21 protein-coding genes are annotated in these 25727 nt (G+C 49.6%); 15 read left to right on the plus strand and 6 right to left on the minus strand.

The features are described 5' to 3' along the window. Positions 1–239 precede the first annotated feature (239 nt). From secE to rpoC, 8 genes are all read left to right on the plus strand, one after another. A complete protein-coding gene (gene secE / locus C942_RS04120; RefSeq protein ID WP_007462787.1) occupies positions 240–617 on the plus strand; it encodes a preprotein translocase subunit SecE in 378 nt (125 codons plus the stop codon). An 11-nt stretch (positions 618–628) separates the two neighbouring features. Beyond that, positions 629–1174: a transcription termination/antitermination protein NusG gene (gene nusG / locus C942_RS04125; protein ID WP_007462789.1), complete on the plus strand. Its 546-nt coding sequence runs from the start codon at positions 629–631 to the stop codon at positions 1172–1174. 122 nt (positions 1175–1296) lie between these two features. Then, positions 1297–1725, plus strand: a complete 429-nt coding sequence (rplK, locus tag C942_RS04130) for a 50S ribosomal protein L11 (RefSeq protein WP_007462791.1) — start codon at positions 1297–1299, stop codon at positions 1723–1725. Between the two features lie 4 nt (positions 1726–1729). Next, entirely contained in the window at positions 1730–2434 is a 705-nt protein-coding gene (gene rplA / locus C942_RS04135; protein ID WP_007462793.1) for a 50S ribosomal protein L1, read from the plus strand. Between the two features lie 261 nt (positions 2435–2695). Continuing rightward, entirely contained in the window at positions 2696–3190 is a 495-nt protein-coding gene (gene rplJ, locus C942_RS04140; protein WP_007462795.1) for a 50S ribosomal protein L10, read from the plus strand. A gap of 61 nt (positions 3191–3251) precedes the next feature. Continuing rightward, positions 3252–3617: a 50S ribosomal protein L7/L12 gene (gene rplL / locus C942_RS04145; protein WP_007462797.1), complete on the plus strand. Its 366-nt coding sequence runs from the start codon at positions 3252–3254 to the stop codon at positions 3615–3617. A gap of 224 nt (positions 3618–3841) precedes the next feature. After that, on the plus strand, positions 3842–7867 hold the full coding sequence (gene rpoB, locus C942_RS04150; RefSeq protein ID WP_007462799.1) for a DNA-directed RNA polymerase subunit beta: 4026 nt from the start codon (positions 3842–3844) through the stop codon (positions 7865–7867). 99 nt (positions 7868–7966) lie between these two features. Continuing rightward, complete coding sequence (gene rpoC, locus C942_RS04155; RefSeq protein WP_007462802.1) at positions 7967–12184, plus strand: DNA-directed RNA polymerase subunit beta'; 4218 nt, start codon at positions 7967–7969, stop codon at positions 12182–12184. 296 nt (positions 12185–12480) lie between these two features. On the opposite strand, the gene C942_RS04160 is transcribed toward rpoC, so the two are convergent. After that, positions 12481–12963: an Rsd/AlgQ family anti-sigma factor gene (locus C942_RS04160; RefSeq protein ID WP_007462804.1), complete on the minus strand. Its 483-nt coding sequence runs from the start codon at positions 12961–12963 to the stop codon at positions 12481–12483. Between the two features lie 157 nt (positions 12964–13120). Between C942_RS04160 and nudC the strand changes: the two genes are divergently transcribed. Next, complete coding sequence (nudC, locus tag C942_RS04165) at positions 13121–13888, plus strand: NAD(+) diphosphatase (RefSeq protein WP_007462806.1); 768 nt, start codon at positions 13121–13123, stop codon at positions 13886–13888. Positions 13889–14120: 232 nt separating this feature from the next. After that, positions 14121–15188, plus strand: coding sequence for a uroporphyrinogen decarboxylase (hemE, locus tag C942_RS04170; protein ID WP_007462808.1), 1068 nt, complete (start codon positions 14121–14123; stop codon positions 15186–15188). Positions 15189–15318: 130 nt separating this feature from the next. Here the strand turns inward: hemE and C942_RS04175 are convergent, their stop codons facing one another. Together C942_RS04175 and C942_RS04180 are read right to left on the minus strand one after the other, a co-directional pair. Then, the gene (locus tag C942_RS04175) at positions 15319–15915 is read right to left on the minus strand and encodes a uracil-DNA glycosylase family protein (protein ID WP_007462810.1); all 597 of its coding nucleotides are present in this window, start codon (positions 15913–15915) and stop codon (positions 15319–15321) included. Between the two features lie 20 nt (positions 15916–15935). Next, complete coding sequence (locus C942_RS04180) at positions 15936–16847, minus strand: D-2-hydroxyacid dehydrogenase (protein ID WP_007462812.1); 912 nt, start codon at positions 16845–16847, stop codon at positions 15936–15938. A 162-nt stretch (positions 16848–17009) separates the two neighbouring features. Between C942_RS04180 and C942_RS04185 the strand changes: the two genes are divergently transcribed. Together C942_RS04185 and brnQ are read left to right on the plus strand one after the other, a co-directional pair. Continuing rightward, positions 17010–17597 carry a YjaG family protein gene (locus C942_RS04185; protein WP_007462814.1) on the plus strand — a complete coding sequence of 196 codons (588 nt, stop codon included), beginning with the start codon at positions 17010–17012 and terminating at the stop codon, positions 17595–17597. Positions 17598–18153: 556 nt separating this feature from the next. Continuing rightward, the gene (gene brnQ, locus C942_RS04190) at positions 18154–19476 is read left to right on the plus strand and encodes a branched-chain amino acid transport system II carrier protein (RefSeq protein ID WP_007462816.1); all 1323 of its coding nucleotides are present in this window, start codon (positions 18154–18156) and stop codon (positions 19474–19476) included. A gap of 67 nt (positions 19477–19543) precedes the next feature. On the opposite strand, the gene C942_RS04195 is transcribed toward brnQ, so the two are convergent. Further along, positions 19544–20599 (minus strand): CNNM domain-containing protein, encoded by a 1056-nt coding sequence (locus C942_RS04195; protein ID WP_007462818.1) that lies wholly within the window; start codon positions 20597–20599, stop codon positions 19544–19546. A 228-nt stretch (positions 20600–20827) separates the two neighbouring features. On the opposite strand from C942_RS04195, the gene hupA reads away from it, so the two are divergent. Continuing rightward, the gene (gene hupA / locus C942_RS04200; protein WP_007462819.1) at positions 20828–21100 is read left to right on the plus strand and encodes a nucleoid-associated protein HU-alpha; all 273 of its coding nucleotides are present in this window, start codon (positions 20828–20830) and stop codon (positions 21098–21100) included. A gap of 41 nt (positions 21101–21141) precedes the next feature. Next, positions 21142–21828, plus strand: a complete 687-nt coding sequence (locus C942_RS04205) for a DUF1481 domain-containing protein (RefSeq protein WP_007462821.1) — start codon at positions 21142–21144, stop codon at positions 21826–21828. 102 nt (positions 21829–21930) lie between these two features. Here the strand turns inward: C942_RS04205 and purD are convergent, their stop codons facing one another. Both purD and purH read right to left on the minus strand, forming a co-directional pair. After that, on the minus strand, positions 21931–23220 hold the full coding sequence (purD, locus tag C942_RS04210) for a phosphoribosylamine--glycine ligase (RefSeq protein WP_007462823.1): 1290 nt from the start codon (positions 23218–23220) through the stop codon (positions 21931–21933). Positions 23221–23430: 210 nt separating this feature from the next. Then, positions 23431–25056: a bifunctional phosphoribosylaminoimidazolecarboxamide formyltransferase/IMP cyclohydrolase gene (purH, locus tag C942_RS04215; protein ID WP_007462825.1), complete on the minus strand. Its 1626-nt coding sequence runs from the start codon at positions 25054–25056 to the stop codon at positions 23431–23433. A 229-nt stretch (positions 25057–25285) separates the two neighbouring features. On the opposite strand from purH, the gene zntR reads away from it, so the two are divergent. Next, entirely contained in the window at positions 25286–25702 is a 417-nt protein-coding gene (gene zntR, locus C942_RS04220) for a Zn(2+)-responsive transcriptional regulator (protein WP_007462827.1), read from the plus strand. Positions 25703–25727 lie beyond the last annotated feature (25 nt).

A 25727-nucleotide genomic window follows, 5' to 3' on the forward strand; every position in this document is an offset into this window, starting at 1 on the left:
TGTTGCTTCTATCATCGAATAAGATTTGACGACACGGTACAAAAAAGGGCATCATTTGATGCCCTTTTTCTGCGCTTGATTAATTTTTGGCTTGTTTTTTAACCAAAAATGCAGAAAAAAAGATTATTCAATGAAGTTTTTTATATGTAATTAAGGCAATTTGCTTTTTCTTCATTACTAAGGCCTCGCACTTGCGGGGTTATTTTCGTCTATATTGAGACTAGTTACAGGTTGGTTGTATGAAAGCGAATGCCGAAAACCAAAGCAGCTCAAGTAGTATGGATGGCCTGAAGTGGGTCGCCGTCTTTGCTTTGCTAGCTGCCGCTGTGGTTGGTAATTACCTGTACAGTGATGTTTCTGTAGTGCTTCGTGCTGCTGCGATTGTAGTCCTTGTGGCTGCCGCTGGTGGTATTGCTGCGCTTACAGCGAAAGGTAAAACCGCGATTTCGTTTGCCCGCGAATCGCGCATGGAAGTCCGCAAGGTAGTATGGCCTACTCGTCAGGAAGCTACGCAGACAACCTTTATCGTTTTAGCTGTCACTGTCATTATGGCGTTAGCCTTGTGGGGTATTGACGGCATCATGGTCCGTCTAGTCCGCCTAGTTACCGGTGTGTGAGGTAAGAGTTCATGAGCGAAGCTCCAAAAAAACGATGGTATGTAGTACAGGCCTTTTCTGGTTTTGAAGGTCGTGTAGCGCAATCGCTACGTGAGCATATCAAAATGCATGGTATGGAAGATTACTTTGATGAGGTTCTTGTACCGACTGAAGAAGTAGTTGAAGTACGTGCAGGCCAGCGCCGCAAGAGCGAGCGTAAATTCTTCCCTGGCTATGTGCTAGTACAGATGGTAATGAACGACGAGACATGGCATCTGGTACGTAGTATCCCTCGTGTTATGGGGTTCATCGGCGGTACATCAGATCGCCCAGCTCCTATCTCTGATAAAGAGGCGGATGCTATCCTTAACCGCCTTCAGCAGGCGAGTGAGGCTCCTGTTCATAAGACTGTATTCGAGCCGGGTGAAGTTGTCCGTGTTATCGATGGTCCGTTTGCAGACTTCAACGGCGTTGTGGAAGAAGTGGATTACGATAAGAGCCGCGTTAAGGTTTCTGTATCTATCTTCGGCCGTGCAACACCGGTTGAACTGGAATTTGGTCAGGTAGAAAAAAGCTGATCAATAAGTAGTCAGCTTGTATTGTCAGGGGCGTGAAATTGGACTATAATTTCGCGCCCTTTCGTTAGACGGGGAGTCTATTTCAAGAATAGACGTTTGAACCCAAATTTAGGTAAATAGCAATGGCTAAAAAAGTAGAAGCTTACATCAAGCTGCAAGTTGCAGCTGGTATGGCAAACCCTAGTCCACCAGTTGGTCCTGCTCTGGGTCAGCACGGTGTGAACATCATGGAATTCTGTAAAGCGTTCAACGCTAAGACTGACTCTATCGAGAAAGGTCTGCCGACTCCTGTTGTTATCACTGTATACAACGACCGTTCTTTCACGTTCATCACTAAGACTCCACCTGCTGCTGTTCTTCTTAAGAAAGCTGCTGGCGTTAAGTCTGGTTCTGGCCGTCCTAACACTGAGAAAGTTGGTACTGTTACTGACGCTCAGATTCAGGAAATCGCAGAAACTAAAGCTGCTGATATGACTGGTGCAGACATCGAAGCTATGAAGCGTTCGATTGCTGGTACTGCTCGTTCAATGGGTCTAGTGGTAGAGGGTTAAGACAATGGCAAAACTTACTAAGCGTATGCGCGTAATCCGCGAGAAAGTTGATGTAAACCGTGAGTACGACATCAACGAAGCTGTTGCTCTTCTGAAAGAACTAGCTACTGCTAAATTCACTGAAAGCGTTGACGTTGCTGTTAACCTTGGCATCGATGCACGTAAATCTGACCAGAACGTTCGTGGCGCAACTGTACTGCCACACGGTACTGGCCGTGAAATCCGCGTAGCGGTATTCACTCAGGGTGCAAACGCTGAAGCAGCTAAAGAAGCTGGTGCTGACATCGTTGGCATGGAAGATCTTGCTGAGCAAGTGAAGAAAGGCGAAATGAACTTCGACGTAGTTGTTGCTTCTCCGGATGCAATGCGCGTTGTAGGTCAGCTTGGTACTATTCTTGGTCCACGCGGCCTGATGCCAAACCCTAAGGTTGGTACTGTAACTCCTAACGTTGCTGAAGCGGTTAAGAACGCTAAAGCTGGTCAGGTTCGTTACCGTAACGACAAGAACGGCATCATCCACACTACTATCGGTAAAGTGGACTTCGACGCTGCTCAACTAAAAGAGAACCTAGAATCTCTTCTAGTTGCTCTGAAGAAAGCTAAGCCTTCTTCAGCTAAAGGTACTTTCATCAAGAAAGTAAGCCTGTCTACCACTATGGGTGCAGGTGTTGCGCTAGACCAGAACACTCTGGAAACTAACGCACAGTAATTTGCAGAAGCGTCAAATTAGTGTATAATTTGGCGCTTCCGAATTCATGGCTGAGGTCGCAACGTAAGTTGCGATCTTCGTCCAAGACCGTAGGCGTCCAGCTCTTTGGAGCCGAGACTTAATACCACCTACGTAGACGGTGCCAGAACATGATTGATGTAAGTCTTTCTTGGATCTGCGCCGTAAAAACTCTCCTGCCATAGTGGCAGTGAGTGGTGTACTGTCCGGGGTAACCCGGCTATAAATCCAGGAGCAAATCCAATGGCATTGAATCTTCAAGACAAAAAAGCAATTGTTGCTGAAGTCAACGAAGCTGCCAATGGTGCCCTGTCTGCAGTTGTTGCTGACTCTCGTGGCGTTGCTGTGGGTGCGATGACTTCTCTGCGTAAACAAGCTCGTGAAAACGGCGTTTACCTGAAAGTTGTTCGTAACACACTAGCTCGTCGTGCAGTGGAAGGTACTGATTTCGAATGTCTTACTGAGACTTTCGTAGGTCCTACACTGATCGGTTTCTCTAACGAGCACCCAGGTGCTGCAGCGCGTCTTTTCAAAGACTTCGCTAAAGAGAACAAAGAATTCGAGATCAAAGCAGCTGCATTCGAAGGCGCTGTTGCTGACGTTGAAGTACTAGCGACTCTACCAACATACGACGAAGCGATTGCACGCCTGATGATGTGCATGAAAGAAGCGTCTGCTGGCAAGCTGGTACGTACTATCGCAGCTGTTCGCGATCAGAAAGAAGAAGCAGCGGCTTAATTGGCCTTGCTTTAATCTGGTTGCTATTTAAACTAATTGTTGACTTTAAAAGAGAATTGTTATGTCTATCACTAACGAGCAAATCCTAGACGCAGTTGCAGAAATGTCTGTAATGCAGGTTGTTGAGCTAATCGAAGCAATGGAAGAAAAATTCGGTGTTACTGCTGCAGCTGCAGTTGTAGCAGGCGGCGCAGCTGCAGAAGCAGCTGAAGAGCAGACTGAATTCGACGTAATCCTAACTGCTGCTGGCGCTAACAAAGTTGCTGTAATCAAAGCAGTACGTGGCGCAACTGGCCTAGGTCTGAAAGAAGCTAAAGGTCTTGTAGACGGCGCTCCAGCACCTCTGAAAGAAGGCGTTGAGAAAGCTGAAGCTGAAGCTCTTAAAGCTCAGCTAGAAGAAGCTGGTGCTTCTGTTGAAATTAAGTAATAATTACTTAATTTCTTAGCCTTAATTGGCTAATGGCTGGTGGCTAAATAGCCACCGGCCTTTTTGCGCTGTAGGGTGGTGGTGTTTTCACGTTGTTTTGCAACCACTATCTATGCAAAAAGCAGTCCTGTTTCCCCAGAACTGTTCCTACAATAAACAATGTTATTAGTCACTGCTCCTCGTTTTGAGCAGTTTGGATCACTTATCAGCGATCTGAGGAACCTATGGTTTACTCTTATACCGAGAAAAAGCGTATCCGTAAGGATTTTGGTAAGCGTCCACAAGTCCTGGATGTTCCATATTTGCTGTCGATCCAGCTTGAGTCTTTTGATAAGTTCATCGAGCAGGATCCAGAAGGGCATTACGGTCTAGAAGCTGCCTTTCGCTCTGTTTTTCCGATTCAGAGCTATAACGGCAATTCCGAGCTGCAATACGTTAGCTATCGTCTCGGTGAGCCGGTCTTCGATGTTAAAGAATGTCAGATTCGTGGCGTAACCTACTCTGCACCTTTGCGTGTGAAGCTACGTCTTGTCATGTACGATAAAGACGCGCCAGCTGGCACTGTTAAAGACATCAAAGAACAAGAAGTTTACATGGGCGAAATTCCGCTCATGACAGATAACGGTACATTCGTTATTAACGGTACCGAGAGGGTTATCGTATCCCAGCTGCACCGTAGCCCGGGTGTCTTCTTCGACAGCGATAAGGGTAAAACCCACTCCTCAGGTAAAGTGCTATATAACGCGCGCGTAATCCCTTACCGTGGTTCATGGTTGGATTTCGAATTTGATCCTAAGGATAACGTATTCGTACGTATCGACCGTCGTCGTAAGCTACCTGCTTCAATCATTCTTCGTGCACTAGGTTACACAACCGAGCAGATCCTTGACATGTTCTTCGAGAAAGTAAACTTCGAAGTTCAAGGTAAGTCTCTGGTTATGGAACTTGTGCCTGAGCGTCTACGTGGTGAAACTGCAAGCTTCGATATTGAAGCGAACGGCAAAGTTTACGTAGAAAAAGGTCGTCGCATAACTGCTCGCCATATTCGCCAGCTAGGCAAAGATGGTGTTGACCGTATTGAAGTACCTGTTGAATACATCGTGGGTAAAGTCGCTTCACGTGATTACGTGAACGAAGAGACCGGCGAGCTAATCGCAGCAGCGAACCAAGAACTAAGCCTAGAGACACTGGCTCTGCTTTCTCAAGCTGGCCACAAGTCACTGGAAGTTCTGTTTACTAATGACCTGGATTTCGGTCCGTACATGTCTGACACCATCCGTGTCGACAGCACGACTGACCGTCTGAGTGCGCTAGTAGAAATCTACCGCATGATGCGTCCTGGTGAGCCGCCAACACGTGAAGCAGCAGAGCAGCTATTCGAAAGCCTGTTCTTCTCAGAAGATCGTTACGATCTATCTGCTGTTGGTCGTATGAAGTTCAACAGCTCTCTTCTACGTGAAGAGACAACGGGTGCAGGTACACTTGATCACGCAGACATCATTGATGTTATGCGCAAACTGATCGATATCCGTAACGGTAAAGGTGAAGTTGATGATATCGACCACCTTGGCAACCGTCGTATCCGTTCTGTTGGTGAAATGGCAGAAAACCAGTTCCGAGTAGGTCTGGTACGTGTTGAGCGCGCTGTTAAAGAGCGTCTGAGCCTGGGTGACCTTGATGCAGTAATGCCTCAAGACCTAATCAACGCTAAGCCTATCTCTGCGGCAGTAAAAGAGTTCTTTGGCTCTTCTCAGCTGTCTCAGTTTATGGACCAGAACAACCCACTGTCAGAAGTTACTCACAAACGTCGTATTTCGGCGCTTGGTCCAGGTGGCCTGACTCGTGAGCGTGCTGGCTTCGAAGTTCGAGACGTACACGCGACCCACTACGGTCGTCTATGTCCAATCGAAACGCCGGAAGGTCCAAACATCGGTCTAATCAACTCACTATCGGCATTTGCCCAGTGTAACCCTTATGGTTTCCTGGAAACTCCATACCGTAAAGTGATTGATGGCAAGGTAACCGAAGAAATCGACTACCTGTCTGCTATCGAAGAAGGCCAGTATGTAATCGCACAGGCGAACGCCGCTCTTAATGAAGACGGTTCATTCGCTGACGAACTGATCACTGCACGTCAGAAAGGTGAATCAGGTCTGCACCCACGTGACCATGTTCAGTACATGGACGTTGCAACCAACCAGGTTGTATCGGTGGCAGCATCTCTGATCCCATTCCTAGAGCACGATGATGCGAACCGTGCATTGATGGGTGCGAACATGCAGCGTCAGGCTGTTCCGACTCTACGCGCTGACAAGCCGTTGGTTGGTACAGGTATCGAGCGTAATGTTGCTGTTGACTCAGGTGTAACTGCTGTTGCTAAGCGTGGCGGTACAGTTCAGTCAGTAGATGCTTCTCGTATCGTTGTTAAAGTTAACGAAGACGAGCTGGTACCAGGCGAAGCGGGTATCGACATCTACAACCTGACTAAGTACACCCGTTCTAACCAGAATACATGTATCAATCAGCGTCCAACAGTGATGCCGGGTGAACCTGTGGCTCGTGGCGACGTACTTGCTGACGGTCCTTCTACCGACCTTGGTGAGCTGGCGCTTGGTCAGAACATGCGTATCGCGTTCATGCCTTGGAACGGTTACAACTTCGAGGACTCCATCCTAGTTTCTGAGCGTGTTGTACAGGAAGATCGCCTGACAACTATCCACATCCAAGAACTATCTTGTGTGGCGCGTGATACTAAGCTGGGTGCAGAAGAGATCACAGCGGACATCCCTAACGTGGGTGAAGCTGCGCTATCTAAGCTGGACGAATCAGGTATCGTTTACATTGGTGCTGAAGTTAAGGGTGGTGACATCCTGGTTGGTAAGGTGACACCTAAGGGTGAAACTCAGCTGACTCCTGAAGAGAAACTGCTACGTGCAATCTTCGGTGAAAAAGCATCTGATGTTAAAGACTCTTCACTACGTGTACCAAACTCAGTGTCTGGTACGATCATCGACGTTCAGGTATTTACCCGCGATGGCGTAGAAAAAGACAAGCGTGCGCTTGAAATCGAAGAGATGCAGCTGAAAGAAGCGAAGAAAGACATCACAGAAGAATTCCAGATCCTTGAGGGTGGTCTTCTTGCTCGTGTTCGTACGCTTCTGCTATCTGCCGGTTACAGCGAAGACAAGATTGCTTCAATGGACCGTGAGAAACTGTTTGCACAGACTCTTGATGACGAAGCACTGCAGAACCAGTTGGAACAGCTTGCAGAACAGTATGATGAGCTGAAAGCTGAGTTCGATAAGAAGTTTGAAACTAAACGTCGCAAGATCACTCAGGGTGATGACCTTGCACCAGGCGTCCTTAAGATTGTTAAGGTTTACCTGGCTGTTAAGCGTCGTATCCAGCCTGGTGATAAGATGGCGGGTCGTCACGGTAACAAGGGTGTAATCTCTAAGATCAACCCTGTTGAAGACATGCCATACGATGAGAAAGGTCAAACTGTTGATATCGTACTGAACCCACTGGGTGTACCTTCTCGTATGAACATCGGTCAGATCCTGGAGACTCACTTGGGTCTTGCAGCGAAAGGTATCGGTGACAAGATCAACGAGATGCTGAAGCAGCAGCAAGAACTACACAAGTTCCGTGAGTTCCTGCAGCGAGTTTACGATCTGGGCGATACGCGCCAGAAAGTCGACATCGCAGCGCTGTCTGATGATGAAGTACGTACACTGATTAAGAACCTGCGTAACGGTCTGCCAATTGCTACTCCAGTATTTGATGGTGCGCCTGAAGCATCAATCAAAGAGCTGCTGAAGCTGGGTGATCTGCCTGAGTCTGGTCAGCTAACACTGTTTGATGGTCGTACCGGTGACAAGTTTGAGCGTCCTGTAACTGTTGGTTACATGTACATGCTGAAACTGAACCACCTGGTTGATGACAAGATGCACGCCCGTTCTACCGGTTCTTACAGCCTTGTTACTCAGCAGCCGCTGGGTGGTAAAGCTCAGTTCGGTGGTCAGCGTTTCGGTGAGATGGAAGTATGGGCGCTGGAAGCATACGGCGCAGCTTACACTCTACAGGAAATGCTAACTGTTAAGTCGGATGACGTTAACGGCCGTACGAAGATGTATAAGAACATCGTCGATGGCGACCATCGTATGGAACCAGGTATGCCGGAATCTTTCAACGTACTGTTGAAAGAAATCCGCTCGTTGGGTATCAACATCGAGCTGGAAGACGAATAAGTTAGGCTGGTTACCTATACTTATTAGTTAATCCGGTATAAATATGAAGGCGCCAGCAGACTGGCGCCTTTATGGGTCAACTCCTCACAGGAGCCGAATGTGAAAGACTTACTTAAGTTTCTGAAAGCACAACACAAGACCGAAGAATTTGATGCAATCAAGATCGGTCTTGCTTCTCCGGACATGATCCGTTCATGGTCTTTCGGTGAAGTTAAAAAGCCAGAAACCATCAACTACCGTACCTTTAAGCCTGAGCGTGACGGTCTTTTCTGTGCACGTATCTTTGGCCCGGTAAAAGACTACGAATGTCTTTGTGGCAAATACAAGCGCCTGAAGCACCGTGGTGTTATCTGTGAAAAATGTGGCGTTGAAGTAACTCAGACCAAAGTACGTCGTGAGCGTATGGGTCACATCGAGCTTGCTTCACCTGTTGCCCACATCTGGTTCCTGAAGTCACTGCCGTCTCGTATCGGTCTGTTGATGGACATGCCACTACGTGACATCGAGCGTGTACTTTACTTCGAATCTTACGTAGTAATCGAACCAGGTATGACCAACCTTGAGCGTAGCCAGCTGCTGACAGAAGAGCAGTACCTGGATGCACTTGAAGAGTGGGGCGACGAATTCGACGCTAAGATGGGTGCAGAAGCGGTTCAGGCCCTACTGGCCAACATGGACCTGAATGCCGAAATCGAACTAATGCGCGAAGAGCTGGAAGAAACCAACTCTGAAACTAAGCGTAAGAAACTAACCAAGCGTCTGAAGCTTGTAGAAGCATTCCTGCAGTCAGGTAACAACCCTGAGTGGATGATCCTGTCTGTTCTGCCAGTTCTGCCGCCGGATCTACGTCCGCTGGTACCGCTGGATGGTGGTCGTTTCGCTACCTCAGATCTGAACGATCTGTACCGTCGCGTAATCAACCGTAACAACCGTCTGAAGCGTCTACTAGACCTGGCTGCTCCTGATATCATCGTACGTAACGAAAAACGTATGCTTCAGGAGTCTGTTGATGCATTGCTAGATAACGGTCGTCGTGGCCGCGCTATCACTGGTTCTAACAAGCGTCCTCTGAAATCTTTGGCTGACATGATCAAAGGTAAGCAGGGTCGTTTCCGTCAGAACCTTCTTGGTAAGCGTGTAGACTACTCAGGTCGTTCTGTTATCACCGTAGGTCCATACCTGCGTCTGCATCAGTGTGGTCTTCCTAAGAAGATGGCACTTGAGCTATTTAAGCCATTTATCTACGGCAAGCTGGAAACTCGTGGCCTGGCTACGACAATCAAAGCTGCTAAGAAGATGGTAGAGCGCGAAGAAGCAGTAGTTTGGGATATCCTGGACGAAGTAATTCGCGAACACCCAGTAATGCTTAACCGTGCACCAACACTGCACCGTTTGGGTATCCAGGCATTTGAACCAGTACTAATCGAAGGTAAAGCGATCCAGCTTCACCCACTTGTGTGTGCGGCATATAACGCCGACTTCGATGGTGACCAGATGGCGGTACACGTACCTCTGACTCTGGAAGCACAGCTTGAAGCACGTGCACTGATGATGTCTACCAACAACATCCTTTCACCAGCATCTGGTGATCCAATCATCGTACCTTCTCAGGACGTTGTATTGGGTCTTTACTACATGACTCGTGAAAAGATTAACGCGAAAGGCGAAGGCATGTACCTTGCGGGTCCTGCTGAAGCTGAAAAAGCATACCGTACAGGTAATGCTGAGCTACATGCTCGCGTTAAAGTTCGTATTACCGAGCACAAAGTTGATGAGCAAGGTAACCTTGTTGCTGAAACTAAGCTGGTTGATACGACTGTTGGTCGTGCAATGCTATGGACTATCGTACCGAAAGGTCTGCCATACAGCCTGGTTAACACAGAAGCTCTGGGTAAGAAGCAGATTTCTAAACTGCTGAACACTTGTTACCGTGAACTGGGCATGAAAGACACTGTAGTCTTCGCTGACCAGATCATGTACACAGGTTTTGCTTACGCGGCACTGTCTGGTGTATCTGTTGGTATCGACGATATGGTTGTACCAGAAGCGAAATACACCAAGATTGCAGAAGCAGAAGCAGAAGTTGCTGAAATCCAGGAACAGTTCCAGTCTGGTCTTGTTACTGCCGGCGAACGTTACAACAAAGTTATCGATATCTGGGCAACAGCCAACGAGCAGGTTGCTAAGGCGATGATGGATAACCTGTCTTTCGATACCGTTATCAACCGTGACGGCGAAGAAGAACAGCAGAAATCGTTCAACAGCGTATACATGATGGCCGACTCAGGTGCTCGTGGTTCTGCAGCTCAGATTCGTCAGCTTGCTGGTATGCGTGGTCTGATGGCGAAGCCGGATGGCTCGATCATCGAAACGCCGATCACCGCGAACTTCCGTGAAGGTCTGAACGTACTTCAGTACTTCATCTCTACTCACGGTGCGCGTAAGGGTCTGGCGGATACCGCACTTAAGACAGCGAACTCCGGTTACCTGACTCGTCGTCTGGTAGACGTTGCGCAAGACGTAGTAATCACAACTGATGATTGTGGTACACACGCAGGTATCACTATGATGCCTCTGATCGAAGGTGGTGATGTTAAAGAACCACTACGTGAGCGTGTTCTGGGTCGTGTTGTTGCTGAAGATGTTATCAAGCCGGGCACAGACGAAGTACTTGCTCCGCGTAATACACTTCTTGATGAGAAGTGGTGTGACATCCTGGAAGCCAACTCTGTTGACCTAGTTAAGGTTCGTTCGGTTGTAACCTGTGAAAATGACTTCGGTTGTTGTAAGAACTGTTACGGTCGTGACCTTGCTCGTGGTCACCTGGTTAACCAGGGTGAAGCTGTTGGTGTTGTTGCAGCACAGTCAATCGGTGAACCGGGTACACAGCTGACAATGCGTACGTTCCACATCGGTGGTGCGGCATCTGCAGCTGCGGCTGAAAACAGCATCCAGGTTAAGAACAACGGTTCTGTGAAACTTCAGAATGCGAAATTCGTTACCAACAACGAAGGCAAGCTGGTTATCACTTCTCGTGCGTCTGAAATGACCATCATTGATGAGTTCGGCCGTACGAAAGAGAGCTACAAACTGCCATACGGTTCTCACCTGACTAAGGGTGACGGTGCGGAAGTTGCAGCTGGCGAAGTTATCGCTAACTGGGACCCACACACAATGCCAATCATCACTGAAGTGGCTGGTCGTGTTCAGTTTGTTGACCTGATTGATGGCGTAACTGTGTCTCGTCAGACTGATGAGTTAACAGGTCTGTCTATGATCACTGTACTGGACGCTGCAGAGCGTACAGGTGCAGGTAAAGACATGCGTCCAACCGTTAAGCTTGTTGACGAAAACGGCAACGATGTAATGATCGCCGGCACTGAAATGCCAGCTCAGTACTTCCTGCCGGGTAAAGCGATCATCCAGCTTGACGATGGTGCAGCTGTAGGTATCGGTGATACCCTGGCGCGTATCCCTCAGGCATCTGGCGGTACTAAAGATATCACCGGTGGTCTACCACGAGTTGCTGACCTGTTCGAAGCACGTAAGCCTAAAGAGCCTGCAATTCTTGCAGAGATCACAGGTACTGTTTCGTTCGGTAAAGAGACGAAAGGTAAGCGCCGTCTGATCATCACACCTGCTGAAGGCAACGCATACGAAGAAATGGTTCCTAAGTGGCGCCAGTTGAACGTATTCGAAGGTGAGAAGGTTGAGAAAGGTGATGTAATCGCCGATGGTCCAGAGGCTCCACACGATATCCTGCGCCTACGTGGTGTACACGCAGTAGCAGAATACATCGTGAACGAGGTTCAGGAAGTTTACCGTCTACAGGGCGTTAAGATTAACGATAAGCACATCGAGACTATCGTTCGTCAGATGCTACGTAAGGCGACTATCCTGTCTGCTGGTGATTCTGAGTTCCTACCTGGTGAGCAGGTTGAGTTCTCTCGCATCACGATTGCAAACCGTAAGCTTGAAGCTGAAGGTAAGCTACCAGCAACGTTCGAGCGTGACCTACTGGGTATCACGAAGGCATCTCTGGCAACAGAATCCTTCATCTCAGCAGCATCGTTCCAGGAAACAACTCGCGTTCTGACAGAAGCTGCGGTTTCTGGTAAGCGTGACGAGCTACGTGGCCTGAAAGAGAACGTAATCGTTGGTCGTCTGATCCCTGCTGGTACTGGTTTTGCCTACCACCAGGAGCGTCAGCGTCAGCGCGATGCAGAGCTTGAGCCAGTAGCTCCTCAGGTTGATGCTGAGCAGGCTTCTCAAGACCTTGCTGCACTGCTTAACGCAGGTCTGAGCGACGAAAACTAATTAGGTTTTGTCCTTAGCATAAGCAAGAAAAAAGGCACCCGAATGGGTGCCTTTTTGTTATTGGTGTACCTTGCTCTGAAATAGGTTTATCAGATATGAGGTTATTTCAGAGTAAAAAAAACGGTGCGAGCGTGCACCGGTTTATAAGGTTCTTTCAGGGCATGATAATGAAGGTCAGCAACATTATGACGCTGGTGGTTGCCAGAGCTGGTTAGGCATATAGAAGCTTAATACCTGAATGGATGTTCAGGCTTTGCTCAGTAAAGCAATAACGGTTTGAGCCGATATTGCTGCTGTTAAGCCCCCGGCGGACAGGCCAGGCTTTCGCTGATCAGTTCAATCAACTTATCTTCCAAGGCAAAGCGAAGTTCCATGAGCTCGCCGACCGAAGATAAATCTTTATCGAAATCCGGCAGGTCATCGTCATCATCAATAGCGCAGTAACGATCCGAAAAGTTCAGTAGCGGATCGGTTGTCTGGGTGATTTGTGAATAGAGCTGCGAAATCTCTTCGGTAGGGGAATAGCCGGTCGCATTCCAGCGTTCCATCACCATGTCATAGATTTTGAAGTGGCCTTCGGAGATGTAATCGACCAGTTGCTGGCTGAAAAGTTGAAGCTGGGAGCTTGTTGGAAGTTGACGTGTTTTCTTATCGAACGGGGGAAGACCTGCAAGTTTGCAGTAGTCTATCAACAACTGTTGACGAGACATCAGCCAGTGATCAATGACATCACTGGTACCACCCCACTGTTTTTGTACTTGCTCGAATTTACTTAACATGACCATGCCCTCATGATCTACAGTACCGGCACAAGGAGGTACTGAAAATATACCCGTGAAACTCTTAAAAAAGAGAGCCTTGTATGGCGGATTGATTCCGTTCCTAAGCTTAGATTGCCAGTAAAAAACAAACCCTGCAAGGATGGATGTGACATCTATGTTAAAAAAACAAGAATTAGCGTATTGGTGCGTGGTAAAGAACCGCAGATTATATTTGGTTAATCAGACACTTCCTTTGATGACGCCTGAGCAACTGGGGCTAAACAGCGAACAGGCCCGCAAAATAGGTGAATTTGATGGAAAACCGGTGCTTTGGCTGGAAGCGCCAGATCATATGCTGGAAGGTGAGTTTTTCACTCAGCGGGATTTGTTAGGCCTTGATGGTGAGTTGTTTAACCTGGCGGGAAAAGCGACCCAGTTTTCTCATATGCTGCATTCCCAGGCGTTCTGTCCATCATGTGGCGGAGCGTGTGAGCTTGCTGAACATGAATTTGCGATGCGCTGCCGAAATTGCCAGAGCAACCAGTATCCGCGCGTTTCTCCGTGTGTGATTGTTGCGGTTAAACGTCAGGATAAAATCCTGCTGGCTCAGCACCCGAGACATAAAACTGGCTTGTACACTGTGATAGCTGGCTTTGTTGAGGCTGGTGAAACTCTGGAGCAGTGTGTTGCTAGGGAAGTTGAGGAAGAAACAGGTATTCAAATCTCTAATATTCGCTATTTTGGCAGCCAGCCTTGGGCTTTTCCGTCTAATCTGATGATGGGCTTTCTTGCTGATTATGAAAGCGGAGAGATGAATCCAGACTATGAAGAGCTGACTGATGCGATTTGGGCCGGACGTGATGAATTGCCACTGCTGGCCCCGGAAGGGACGATTGCCAGGGCCCTGATTGAGCACACATTGTCATTGATAGCAGAGGCGTAAGATAAAAAAAACCCTCCGAAAGGGAGGGATTAAGGTGCAGTTATCTTGCTCTCTACGAGCAAAGTCATTGTTATTGTTGCTAGCGCGCGAATTTTGTACCACGGGAAGCTGATGAGTCGCAAATTTCGTGAACAGATTGTTGCTGTAAACATGATCAGCTTAACAAAGGGACTCTTTTGTTGCTGTTTTTGAGTGTTACAATACGCCCCAGAATTAACCCATGGAGCCCAGAATGAGCGAATTAAAGAACGACCGTTACCTGCGTGCGCTGCTGAAGCAGCCGGTAGACTGCACACCCGTATGGATGATGCGCCAGGCTGGCCGTTACTTACCTGAATACCGCGCTACACGAAGTGTTGCCGGTGATTTCATGTCGCTGTGTAAAAATGCTGAGCTGGCGAGTGAAGTGACTCTGCAGCCGCTGCGCCGTTTTCCGCTGGATGCTGCGATTCTGTTTTCAGATATCCTGACTATCCCGGATGCAATGGGTCTTGGCCTGTACTTCGAAGCTGGTGAAGGCCCGAAGTTCGAGCGTCCGATCACCTGTAAGGCTGATGTCGATAAGATTGGCCTGCCGGATCCGGAAGGTGAACTGCAGTACGTAATGAATGCTGTGCGCCAGATCCGTAAAGACCTGCAGGGTGAAGTACCGCTGATTGGTTTCTCTGGTAGTCCGTGGACACTGGCGACCTACATGGTTGAAGGCGGTAGCTCGAAAGCGTTTACCAAGATCAAGAAGATGATGTACGCTGAGCCTGCAACCCTGCATGCGCTGCTGGATAAGCTGGCAGACAGCGTGGTTGAGTACTTGAATGCCCAGATCAAAGCCGGTGCACAGTCGGTGATGGTATTTGATACCTGGGGTGGTGTACTGACTCCGCGTGACTACAATGAGTTCTCACTGCGTTACATGCACAAAATTGTGGATGGCCTGATCCGTGAAAACGACGGTCGTCGCGTACCGGTAACGCTGTTTACCAAAAACGGTGGTATGTGGCTGGAGCAAATCGCTGCAACGGGTTGTGATGCAGTCGGCCTCGATTGGACAATCAATATTGCTGATGCCAATCGTCGTATCGGCGATAAAGTGGCTCTGCAGGGCAATATGGATCCGTCGATCCTGTATGCTCAGCCAGAACGCATCCGTCAGGAAGTGGCTACTATCCTTGAAGGTTACGGTGACGAAGGTACGGGCCATGTGTTTAACCTTGGCCACGGCATCCACCTGGATGTGCCGCCGGAAAATGCCGGTGTGTTTGTAGATGCGGTGCATGAGCTGTCTAAGCCGTACCACAAATAACACGCTGACTCTTCATTGCTGAGTTCTGGCGCTATTTTGCTCTGAACCCCGAAGTGTTGAGTAAACATGTTATGAAAATATAAGTAGTGAAAAGCCCATGCAGTTTTACTGTGTGGGCTTTTTCTTATTGCTATTCTCTCGCTAACCTGAGGTGCTGGTGGACGTAATCGCGGATATACGGCACCACTTCCTCTTCAAACCACGGGTTTTTCTTCAGCCACAGGGTATTGCGCGGGGACGGGTGCGGCATCGGGATAAAACGCGGTGCCCACTGGTGCCAGGCCCGCACGGTTTCTGTCAGGGTTTTCGGCTTTTCTTTTAGGTAATACTGCTGAGCATACTGACCGACCAGCAGTGTCATGCCAACACCTGGCAACAACGACCAGACTTGCTGGTGCCATTGCGGTGCGCATTCCGGGCGGGGTGGCAGATCGCCAGATTTCCCTTTGCCCGGATAACAGAGCCCCATCGGCATAATGGCAATTTGCTGCGGATCGTAGAACGTCTCCCGGTCGAGCTCCAACCAGCGACGCAGGCGGTCGCCGCTAGGGTCATTCCAGGGGATGCCAGTTTCATGGACGCGGGTCCCCGGAGCCTGGCCGACAATCATCAGTTTGGCGCTGCTGGCTGCCTGGATCACCGGGCGTGGGCCGAGCGGGAGGTGATCTTTGCAGATCTCGCAACGGCGTATTTGATCCAGCAGGTTATCAAGTTGTTGCTGAGCCATGGAGGTTATCTCCTTCGCTATTAATAGCCACGTGTAAAATCAATTTGGTACAGCAACGGCTGTTGGTTGAGATAGCGCAGGTAGTTGGCGGTAAAAATCTCGAATACCTGTTCCGGAAAACTCTCTGCGGCAATGTGCGGTGTCATTGTGACCGCCGGATGTTGCCAGAAAGGGTGCTGCTCCGGGAGTGGCTCCTGCTTGAATACGTCCAGAAATGCATGGGCAATATGACCGTTGTTGGCAGCCTTCAGCAGCCCAGTTTCACATAGTGCATTGCCACGCCCGACATTAAACAGCAGCGTATCTCGGCAATGGCTTAGGCTGTCGGCATTGAGCAGGTTATCTGTCTCTGGTGTGGCCGGCAGGGTTGAAACCAGGATGTCAGCCAGCGCCAGTCCGTCGCTTAAACCATCAAGTGGATAAATCCGATCAAAGGCCGGTTCATCACAGCGGCCGGAGCGGTTGATGCCAATGACGGTCAGGTCAAAAGCTTTCGCCACCCGGGCCAGGTGGGCTCCGATTGAACCTGTGCCGAGAATGACCATGGTTTTTGAGGCCAGAGAGCTGTAAGGCTGAGGCTGCCATTGACCGCTGGCTTGCTGTTGCCGATACTGGCTTAGATGGCGGGTATAATCCAGGCTGTAACCCAGAACATATTCGGCGATGAGCTGGCCGAAGTGGCCGCGGATGTTCGTTAGCATATAGTCTTTGCGGATATTATCCCGGGTTAAGGCATCTATTCCGGCAAAGGTTGACTGTAGCCAGTTGAGGGCTGGATAGGAGTTCATGCTATTAGCAACACGGGGAGGATCGGCAAGCAGAATATTTGCTTCTTCCTGATTTTCCGTAAGTTCAAGGTCTGGTAACTGGGCTTGTGTCAGTAGCCGGCGATAAGCATCTCGCTGGCGCGAGATGATCAGTATTTTGTTCATTCCTTTCCCTTTTTCCCTGCGTTAAGCATCTTCAAAACATAACTACTATATCTTCATATGCTTGTCTTGCCCGAAAGGCAATGAATTCTCGCTGAAATCTGCATTGAAGTAGCTCTGGTATACAAGTAAACTCCGGTGCAAATCACTATCGCAGATTATCCCATGCTAAAGAATCCTGTTCAGCTTCGACTAGAAAAATTAGAACCGTGGCAACACATCACTTTTATGGTTTCCCTGTGTGAGCGTATGTATCCAAACTATGCGTTCTTTTGCCAGGAAACAGAGTTTGCCGATGCGCAGAAGTACCGCTCTATTCTGGATAGTATCTGGGAGATCCTGACGGTTAAAACTGCAAAGATTAACTTTGAAAATCAGCTGGAAAAGCTTGAAGAGTTGGTTCCTGTTGCTGATGACTTTGATCTTTATGCGGTTAATCCAGCTATTGATGCCTGTATGGCACTGGCTGATCTGCTTCATGCGATGCTGGATCGAGATCTGATGATGGAAACTTTGGTTAAGTTGAGTTCACTGTCAGCGGAAACTGTGGCCGATCTTGAATCTGCTCAGTCAGGTGTTGAAGTGACCAACGAAAACCAGAAAGAAAATGAAGCCGTCTGTGCAGAGTGGGATATGCAGTGGGCTATTTTCCGTGCACTGAAAGAAGCTGAAAAGCGAGATATTGAATTGATTAAAGGCCTGCGTAAAGAATTGCGTGACGAGCCGATCAGCAATATCGGAATTGAGCTGTAATTTCTGCTGAATCAATGATTGAAAAAGGAGCCGGGTGCTCCTTTTTTTGTGCCCGCGGTTCAGCCCTCGAGTAAGAAGATGCGTTAGCTGATAAGGGGAAAGCGCAGAGGTGCTTGCCGGAAATTCTGTCAGTAAAGTTACTTGTTATTAATGTGTTAAGTTTAAAGTTCTGGCTTTCTTGGTTAATTCTGGTTTTATTCTCTATATCTAGATTCAACCTTAACCAATTCAACTTATTTTGTGATGTGGGGTTGTACTAAGTATCTGGCGGCGTATATAAAAAAGGAAGCACCGATGATCATCATGTCGTCGGAATGAACTCAACCTGTCACAGTAGGATCAACGCATGAACGCATTCCAGCTTTCAGTTAACGCAATCAATAGCCGCGCTGCTATTGTTGCTCGCGCGCTCCTCCTGCTCTCTCTGAACCTTATTCGGAGCTGACGGGCTATATCTTTTTTATCTGTCAGCTTGAGAAGAAGCTGGCAGGATCCTTTCCCCCGATCACACTTTCCTTCCCGTTTCCTCAAGCTGAAAACAGAATGAGGAATACTCATGTTAACGACACGGTTAAGCGCACGTAATATCGCCGCATTAGGTTTTATGACATTCGCCATGTATTTAGGAGCCGGCAACCTGATCTTCCCACCGTTTTTGGGTTTTCAGGCCGGTGAGCACTTTCTGGGCGGAATGGCGGGATTCCTGCTGACTGGTGTTGGCCTGCCGGCGCTGGCGCTGGTAATGGTTGCTATCGTGAACGGCTCGGATAACCTGACGGCGGCACTGCCTCGTCCGCTGGCTACCTGCTTCTGGATGATGGTTTTTGTGGTGATTGGCCCGGCGTTTGTCGTGCCGCGTGCGATCACTGTCGCTTATCAGTTTAGTTTTGCTCCGTTTATTGGTGATGCTGCGCTGATTCCGTTTTCTATTGCCTTTTGTATTGCGACCATTATGTTTGCCTTGTTCCCGGGTAAGCTGGTGGACACTCTGGGCAAATGGTTGACACCTATGTTGGTGGTCATCCTGTCAATTCTGGCTGCAACGGCGTTTATGTTTCCGGCTGGTGAGGTGATGAGTGCCACTGGACCGTATGTTAACAGTGCCTTTGCGGAAGGTTTGACCCAGGGATATATGACGATGGATGCGCTGGGCTCAATTGGCTTTGGCTGGATCATCTTCCGGGCGATCCGCAGTATGGGAGTGGAATGCCCGAAAGCGACAGCTAAATATACCCTGATGGCGGCAATGATGTATGCGGTTGCGATGGTGGTGGTTTATATGTCGCTGGCTTATATCGGCTCAACCAGCTCGAACTTAGGTTCTGAATTTACCAATGGTGGCGAGATCCTGACAGCCTTTACCTTCCATCATTTCGGTGCTTTTGGCTCTGTGCTGTTGGGGACCGTGATGGTTCTGGCTTGCCTGACAACTGCGATCGGTGTGACAACCGCGGGCAGTGAGTTCTACAGCCGTACTTTTACTAAGGTGACTTACGGTAAGAGTGTCTGGGTTGCCATGGTGTTGGCTGGTTTAATTGCCAACATCGGTCTGGAGCAGTTGTTGGTTATCACCTTGCCAGTGGTTGTGGCACTTCACCCGATTGCGATTGCTTTGCTGCTGATTGCCCCGGTTCGAAAAAAGCTGGCACCGGCGATGGTACTGGTGGCGGCAGCAACGGCACTGATCTTCGGCTGCGTTGATGCAATACATATTCTTGGCCGTATGCCTGAGGGATGGGATCAGCTGTTCCAGCAGTACCTGCCGCTATACAGCTACTTTGCCGGCTGGATCGTACCGACAATCGTTGTGATTGGTACAGGTTTGGTGGTATCGGTGATGGGTGGTTTGCGTACTGAGGTCGCCGTTGCTCAGGGATAAATGCGACGTTTCAGGATGAACTCATGAATTAATAAAGGGGCCGCTCGGCCCCTTTTGGTGTTCGCTATTACTCGTCGTCTTTGCTTTCAATCACGCCGTGGAGTTGCTTCCACTGTTCCCAGCGCTGGTAAGCCAGTTGCTGCATGTCGGTGTTCTTGTCTGCCTCATCGACAATTTCTTCTCCCACCAGGTGCTCGAAGATATCTTCCATGGTGACAATACCCTGGACTGTTCCGTATTCATCGACTACCAGAACCAGCTGGGAGCGTTCAGTCATCAGTTGCTCAAACGCTTTCGGTACGCTGGCGTTGTTCATGATCACCGGGATCGGGCGCATCTGGGTGCCGAGCTCTTTATTACCTCGCCCTGCCTGACTTTCGGCAAACAGCTCCAGACGGTGAACAAAACCGATGATGTTGTCTTTCTGGCCGCTATAGACCAGCGGGCGTGAGAACGGGCTGTCTTTGTGCTGTGACAGGAATTCGTTAATCGGCTGTTCGGCTTCAACTCGGAACAGCACCGGGCGCGGTGTCATAATTTTGGTGACACTGACATCGCGGAACTGGAGCAGGTTTGTCATGATTTTGGATTCACCTTCTGCCAGCTCTCCGGACTCTTTAGCCAGCATCGCCATCGCCGACAGTTCATCACGGAGCTTAGGTGGCTGGTGGCCGTGTGACAGGCGACGGGTGATTTGTTCAGACACCCAGACAAACGGTGTCAATGCCCATACCATCCAGCGCAGAAGGGTGGCTGAAGATGGTGCCAGTTGACGCCAGTATGTTGCACCGATGGTTTTCGGGATGATTTCTGAGAACAGCAGGATGCCGATGGTCAGCACTGCTGAAAAGACACCCAGCCACTGGCTGCCAAAAACGACGGCGGCCTGAGCACCGGCTGTCGCCGCACCAATGGTGTGGGCGATAGTATTCAGGGTCAGGATCGAGGCCAGCGGACGGTCAATATTATCTTTGAGGGCTGCAAGGCGCGGTGCTGCCGGATGGCCTTGTTGGCGCAGGGTGCCAATGTAGCTTGGAGAAATACTGAGTAGAACGGCTTCGAGAACCGAGCAAATAAACGAAACACCAATCGCAACTGCGATGTAAATCGTAAGGAGTAACATGCTTACCTTGTCAGCTAATAGGATAATTACGCCTATATTAATCGGTGCGGCCGCTCAGAAATACAACTATTTCGTATAGGGAATAAGTAACATTTTGTGAACTTGCGCTCAGTTTATGGTTAAAGAGCCCGCACCTAACCGCAGGATGGTCGACAAACCTTTGCCACACGGGCTTCTTTTGAATTAGAGTTGATGCGTCTGATGAAAAAACCTTAGAAGGGAAACCTAATGAACAAGACCCAACTGATTGACCTGATCGCTGAAAAAGCAGATCTTTCTAAAGCTCAAGCGAAAGTAGCCCTGGAGTCAACTCTGGAAGGCATCACAGACGCGCTTAAGGAAGGTGACCAGGTTCAACTAATTGGCTTTGGTACATTTAAAGTAAACCACCGTGCAGCACGCACTGGCCGTAACCCACAAACTGGTCAGGAAATCCAAATCGCTGCTGCAAACGTTCCTGCATTCGTAGCAGGTAAAGCACTGAAAGACGCAGTGAAATAATCTATACTCCGCCAGGTAATTCATCTGGCGGAGTTTTTCTTATGAAACGTCTTATCCCTTTTCTCCTTCTTTCGCTCCTTGCTGGATGTGAATCCACCACAGTTCCCGAAAACACTATTACTCCAATCCTGAGCTATACCACCGGCCAGACCAAAGGTGATACCACTGCGGTATATTGGTATACGTTCCAGCAGAACCGTCCGGTCAGCTTGTCTGAAATCGTTATGAAAGGCGATTACGGCCAGTACCAGTCGGAATATCGCTGGCGAGAGGGTAACCTGCGCGAAATCAAACGCGAGGGAACACAGTTTATTGATATGGCGGTTAAGCCATTTTCGCTGCATGTTCGTTACGATACCAAGGGTAGTGCGGTATTCCAGCGCTATTTAGTCGACGGTACCGTGCTGCCGCTGAGTGATACCCAGCTATATCAACTGACCCGACAGGCCAAACAGGCGACGGATGTGATTAAGCAGCAGCGTCGTGACGGTCAATCCCTGGTACAGGGCTACTGGCAGGGGAAGCAGTTCCTACGCTGTGATGATGATAAGCCGCTTAGCGTGACATTCGAGACAGCTTTGCCGGATTATATTGAGCAGCAACTGAGCCAGGACAAGTTTATGGCTGTGACTGGCAAGGTGCGCCGCAGTATGTTGGAAGCTAATCAATTGCTGATGCTGGCTGATAAATCCCAGCAATGCCTGAGTGCGCCGGTACTGCTTAAATAAGCGCTAATCATTAGATCGCCACAGGTTCAGCAATAAAAAACGCGCCAGAAGGCGCGTTTTGTTTTTTTGGGGTAGTTGGTGGGGGTATTTTCTACTCGGGCGTTAGTTTTGTTGTTCGCGGGCGATGGCTCGGTAGCCGATGTCATCACGATGGAACATGTCATCCCATGAAATCTGGCTTGCCAGTGCATAGGCGCGTTGCTGTGCCTCAGAGACACTTTCACCCATCGCTGTGGCACAAAGCACTCGTCCGCCGTTTGTCACAATCTCACCGTTGTTATTGGCCGTACCGGCGTGGAAAACCTTTTCGCCTTCATATTCTTGCTGTGGCAGGCCGGAAATCACATCACCTTTGTTGTATGACGCCGGGTAACCGCCGGCAGCAAGGACAACACCGATAGAGGCGCGTGGATCCCACTTAGATTCAATGGTATTGAGTTTGCCGTCGATAGCAGCAAGGCACAGCTCAACCAGATCAGACTGCATGCGCAGCATGATTGGCTGGGTTTCCGGATCACCGAAGCGGCAGTTGTACTCAATGACTTTCGGTGTGCCGTCAGCCATGATCATCAGGCCGGCGTAGAGGAAACCGGTATAAGGGGCTCCTTCGGTTGCCATGCCATGCACCGTCGGGTAAATCACCTCTTCCATCACACGGTCGTGAATTTCCTGCGTAACCACAGGTGCCGGGGAGTAGGCACCCATACCGCCGGTGTTTGGCCCGGTATCACCGTTGCCCACACGCTTGTGATCCTGGCTGGTGGCCATCGGTAGGACATGCTCACCGTCGACCATGACGATGAAACTTGCTTCCTCACCATCGAGGAATTCTTCAATTACCACCCGGTGCCCGGCTTCGCCGAAGGCATTGCCGGCCAGCATGTCGCGTACAGCAGCTTCGGCTTCTTCCAGTGTCATGGCGACAATGACGCCTTTACCGGCTGCCAGGCCATCGGCCTTGACGACTATAGGGGCGCCTTTTTCACGCAGGTAGGACAGTGCTGGCTCGATTTCAGTGAAGTTCTGGTATTCTGCCGTCGGGATCTGATGACGGGCTAGAAAGTCTTTCGTGAAGGCTTTGGAGCCTTCCAGCTGGGCCGCTGCTTCTGTCGGGCCGAAAATTGGCAGTCCGGCAGCCTGGAAAGCGTCGACTACACCGATAACCAGCGGGGCTTCCGGGCCGACGATCGTCAGTTCAATCTGGTTAGTTCGGGCAAATTCAACCAGAGCCGGGATGTCTTCTACGCCAATAGCGACATTTTCGACTTTGGGCTCCAGGGCGCTGCCTGCGTTGCCCGGTGCGACAAAGACGGTTTCAACACGGGCAGACTGAGCGGCTTTCCATGCCAAGGCGTGCTCACGCCCACCATTACCTATAATCAAAACTTTCATAATTTTACCTTTGATAGCTTCGCCATATGGCCAACTTCTGTGTCACGCATGCCCACTTATATCCATAAGCTCCGCGTGCGCTCCTTGAATTAAGCCATCTGGCTTTGCTCTAAAATTAAAATCTTTAAGCTGCGTTGTAGGGCTAAAGCTACAACAGTCCGTGTTCTTAAAATCAAATAAGGCCCAGGGTTTCCCCTGAGCCTGTGTTGATTAGTGGCGGAAGTGGCGCATGCCAGTGAAGACCATGGCCATACCATGTTCATCTGCAGCTGCAATGACTTCTTCATCGCGCATTGAGCCGCCAGGCTGGATCACACAGGTGATACCGGCTTCTGCTGCGGCATCGATACCGTCGCGGAACGGGAAGAAGGCGTCAGAGGCCATTACGCTGCCTGCAACTTCCAGTTTTTCGTCGGCTGCTTTGATCCCGGCGATTTTGGCGGAGTAGACCCGGCTCATCTGACCGGCACCGACACCAATGGTCATGTCGTTTTTGGCGTAGACGATGGCATTGGATTTCACGTATTTGGCAACCTTCCAGCAGAACAGGGCATCGCGCAGCTCATCTTCGCTTGGCTGACGCTTGGAGACGACTTTCAGCTCCTCGTGGCTGACCATACCCTGGTCGCGGTCCTGAACCAGCAAGCCGCCGTTAACACGTTTGAGATCAAAGCCGGTGGTTTTGTCAGACCATTCTCCGCATTCCAGTAGGCGGACGTTCTTTTTCGCTGCAACGGCGTCGGCAGCTTCGGCTGAGACTGTCGGGGCAATGATCACTTCGACAAACTGACGCTCAACAATAGCTTGGGCTGTTGCAGCATCCAGCTCACGGTTGAAGGCAATGATGCCGCCAAAAGCGGATGTCGGATCGGTCTGGTAAGCGCGGTTATAAGCTTCCAGAATATTGTCGCCCAGTGCCACGCCACACGGGTTGGCATGTTTAACAATCACACAGGCCGGCTGGTCGAATTCTTTCACGCATTCCAGCGCAGCATCCGTGTCGGCGATGTTGTTGTAGGAAAGGGCCTTGCCCTGCAATTGGCGGGCTGTTGCCACAGAAGCTTCCTGTGGGTTGCTTTCAACGTAGAAGGCAGCAGCTTGATGGCTGTTTTCGCCATAGCGCATGTCCTGCTTCTTCTCGAACTGCTGATTGAAGGTGCGTGGGAACTTACTTTTAGTTTCAGGAGAAGGTTTATCAACTTCTTGCCCTTGTTTATAAAGAGCTGGGTCGCCGTAAGACGGCACCATGGTACCGAAGTAGTTGGCGATCATGCCGTCATAGGCGGCGGTATGCTCAAAGGCGGCGATAGCAAGATCGAAGCGGGTAGCATGGGTCAGAGAGCCGCTATTGGCTTCCAGTTCGGCCAGAACACGGCCATAGTCATGGGCGTTTACCACAATAGTGACATCTTTGTGGTTTTTCGCCGCAGAACGAACCATAGTCGGGCCGCCGATATCGATATTTTCCACCGCATCTTCCAGTGTGCATCCAGCTTTAGCGACTGTCTGAGCAAACGGGTAGAGGTTAACGACCACCAAATCAATCGGGTTGATTCCATGCTCGGCCATGACGGTATCATCCTGGCCGCGGCGACCTAATACACCGCCGTGTACTTTTGGGTGAAGGGTTTTGACCCGGCCATCCATCATTTCCGGAAAGCCAGTGTAATCCGATACTTCTGTTACTTTAATGCCTTGCTCGGCAAGCAGACGGGCAGTGCCGCCAGTAGAAAGGATGTCAACACCACGGTTGGCGAGGGCTTGTGCAAATTCAACAATACCTGTTTTGTCTGATACGCTGATCAATGCACGGCGAATAGGACGAGCGTTTTCCATTGCTACCATCTCTTTTATACACGGGGGAATATTTGCCAAAAACCATGGTGGTATAGGCGCTGGCTTTTGGCAAATATACTCAGCTAGAATCGGGGAGCCTGATAATGGTTACCGGTCATGTCAATGGCGGTATTTTACATGAATTTCGGTGTTGCGCAAACGTTTGCTTTTTTTGTTTTCGCGGCACTTATCTATGCAATTTGGCATTAAGTATAGAAAAGAGTCTGGTATGTATCTGATAGGACAGTTGGCAAAATTGTGTGATGTCAGCAGCGATACGTTACGGTTTTATGAGAAAAACGGGTTGTTGCGGCCAGCCGGTCGTAGCGAGAGTGGGTATCGCCTCTACAGCGAGGATGACAAGTCGCGGGTGAAATTTATCTTGCGGGCAAAAGCGATTGGCCTGAGCTTGGATGAAATACGGGAATTGCTGGATATTCGGCTGGAAGCCTGCCAGCACAGCTGTGCGGAGGTGAAGGCGATCACTCAGGCTAAGCTTGATGAAGTTGACCGTAAAATGGCAGAGCTGAAACGCATCCGCACCGCTTTGAAGAAGCTGAATGATGCCTGCTGTGGTCACGCTGACGATGATGCCAGCCATTGCTCGATCCTCGAAGCTCTGGCGGATGATGGCGAGGCGCACTAGTGCTTGGATGAAATGATTTGTTTTG

It is taken from the genome of Photobacterium marinum (assembly GCF_000331515.1).
In the GTDB taxonomy this organism is placed as follows: Bacteria; Pseudomonadota; Gammaproteobacteria; order Enterobacterales; family Vibrionaceae; genus Photobacterium; species Photobacterium marinum.

Excerpts from the sequence above, each read along its gene's own strand:
- secE (WP_007462787.1), top strand. The coding sequence starts at position 240 with ATGAAAGCGAATGCCGAAAACCAAAGCAGCTCAAGTAGTATGGATGGC.
- nusG (WP_007462789.1), top strand. The coding sequence starts at position 629 with ATGAGCGAAGCTCCAAAAAAACGATGGTATGTAGTACAGGCCTTTTCT.
- rplK (WP_007462791.1), top strand. The coding sequence starts at position 1,297 with ATGGCTAAAAAAGTAGAAGCTTACATCAAGCTGCAAGTTGCAGCTGGT.
- rplA (WP_007462793.1), top strand. The coding sequence starts at position 1,730 with ATGGCAAAACTTACTAAGCGTATGCGCGTAATCCGCGAGAAAGTTGAT.
- rplJ (WP_007462795.1), top strand. The coding sequence starts at position 2,696 with ATGGCATTGAATCTTCAAGACAAAAAAGCAATTGTTGCTGAAGTCAAC.
- rplL (WP_007462797.1), top strand. The coding sequence starts at position 3,252 with ATGTCTATCACTAACGAGCAAATCCTAGACGCAGTTGCAGAAATGTCT.
- rpoB (WP_007462799.1), top strand. The coding sequence starts at position 3,842 with ATGGTTTACTCTTATACCGAGAAAAAGCGTATCCGTAAGGATTTTGGT.
- C942_RS04160 (WP_007462804.1), bottom strand. The coding sequence starts at position 12,963 with ATGTTAAGTAAATTCGAGCAAGTACAAAAACAGTGGGGTGGTACCAGT.
- nudC (WP_007462806.1), top strand. The coding sequence starts at position 13,121 with ATGTTAAAAAAACAAGAATTAGCGTATTGGTGCGTGGTAAAGAACCGC.
- hemE (WP_007462808.1), top strand. The coding sequence starts at position 14,121 with ATGAGCGAATTAAAGAACGACCGTTACCTGCGTGCGCTGCTGAAGCAG.
- C942_RS04175 (WP_007462810.1), bottom strand. The coding sequence starts at position 15,915 with ATGGCTCAGCAACAACTTGATAACCTGCTGGATCAAATACGCCGTTGC.
- C942_RS04180 (WP_007462812.1), bottom strand. The coding sequence starts at position 16,847 with ATGAACAAAATACTGATCATCTCGCGCCAGCGAGATGCTTATCGCCGG.
- C942_RS04185 (WP_007462814.1), top strand. The coding sequence starts at position 17,010 with ATGCTAAAGAATCCTGTTCAGCTTCGACTAGAAAAATTAGAACCGTGG.
- brnQ (WP_007462816.1), top strand. The coding sequence starts at position 18,154 with ATGTTAACGACACGGTTAAGCGCACGTAATATCGCCGCATTAGGTTTT.
- C942_RS04195 (WP_007462818.1), bottom strand. The coding sequence starts at position 20,599 with ATGTTACTCCTTACGATTTACATCGCAGTTGCGATTGGTGTTTCGTTT.
- hupA (WP_007462819.1), top strand. The coding sequence starts at position 20,828 with ATGAACAAGACCCAACTGATTGACCTGATCGCTGAAAAAGCAGATCTT.
- C942_RS04205 (WP_007462821.1), top strand. The coding sequence starts at position 21,142 with ATGAAACGTCTTATCCCTTTTCTCCTTCTTTCGCTCCTTGCTGGATGT.
- purD (WP_007462823.1), bottom strand. The coding sequence starts at position 23,220 with ATGAAAGTTTTGATTATAGGTAATGGTGGGCGTGAGCACGCCTTGGCA.
- purH (WP_007462825.1), bottom strand. The coding sequence starts at position 25,056 with ATGGAAAACGCTCGTCCTATTCGCCGTGCATTGATCAGCGTATCAGAC.
- zntR (WP_007462827.1), top strand. The coding sequence starts at position 25,286 with ATGTATCTGATAGGACAGTTGGCAAAATTGTGTGATGTCAGCAGCGAT.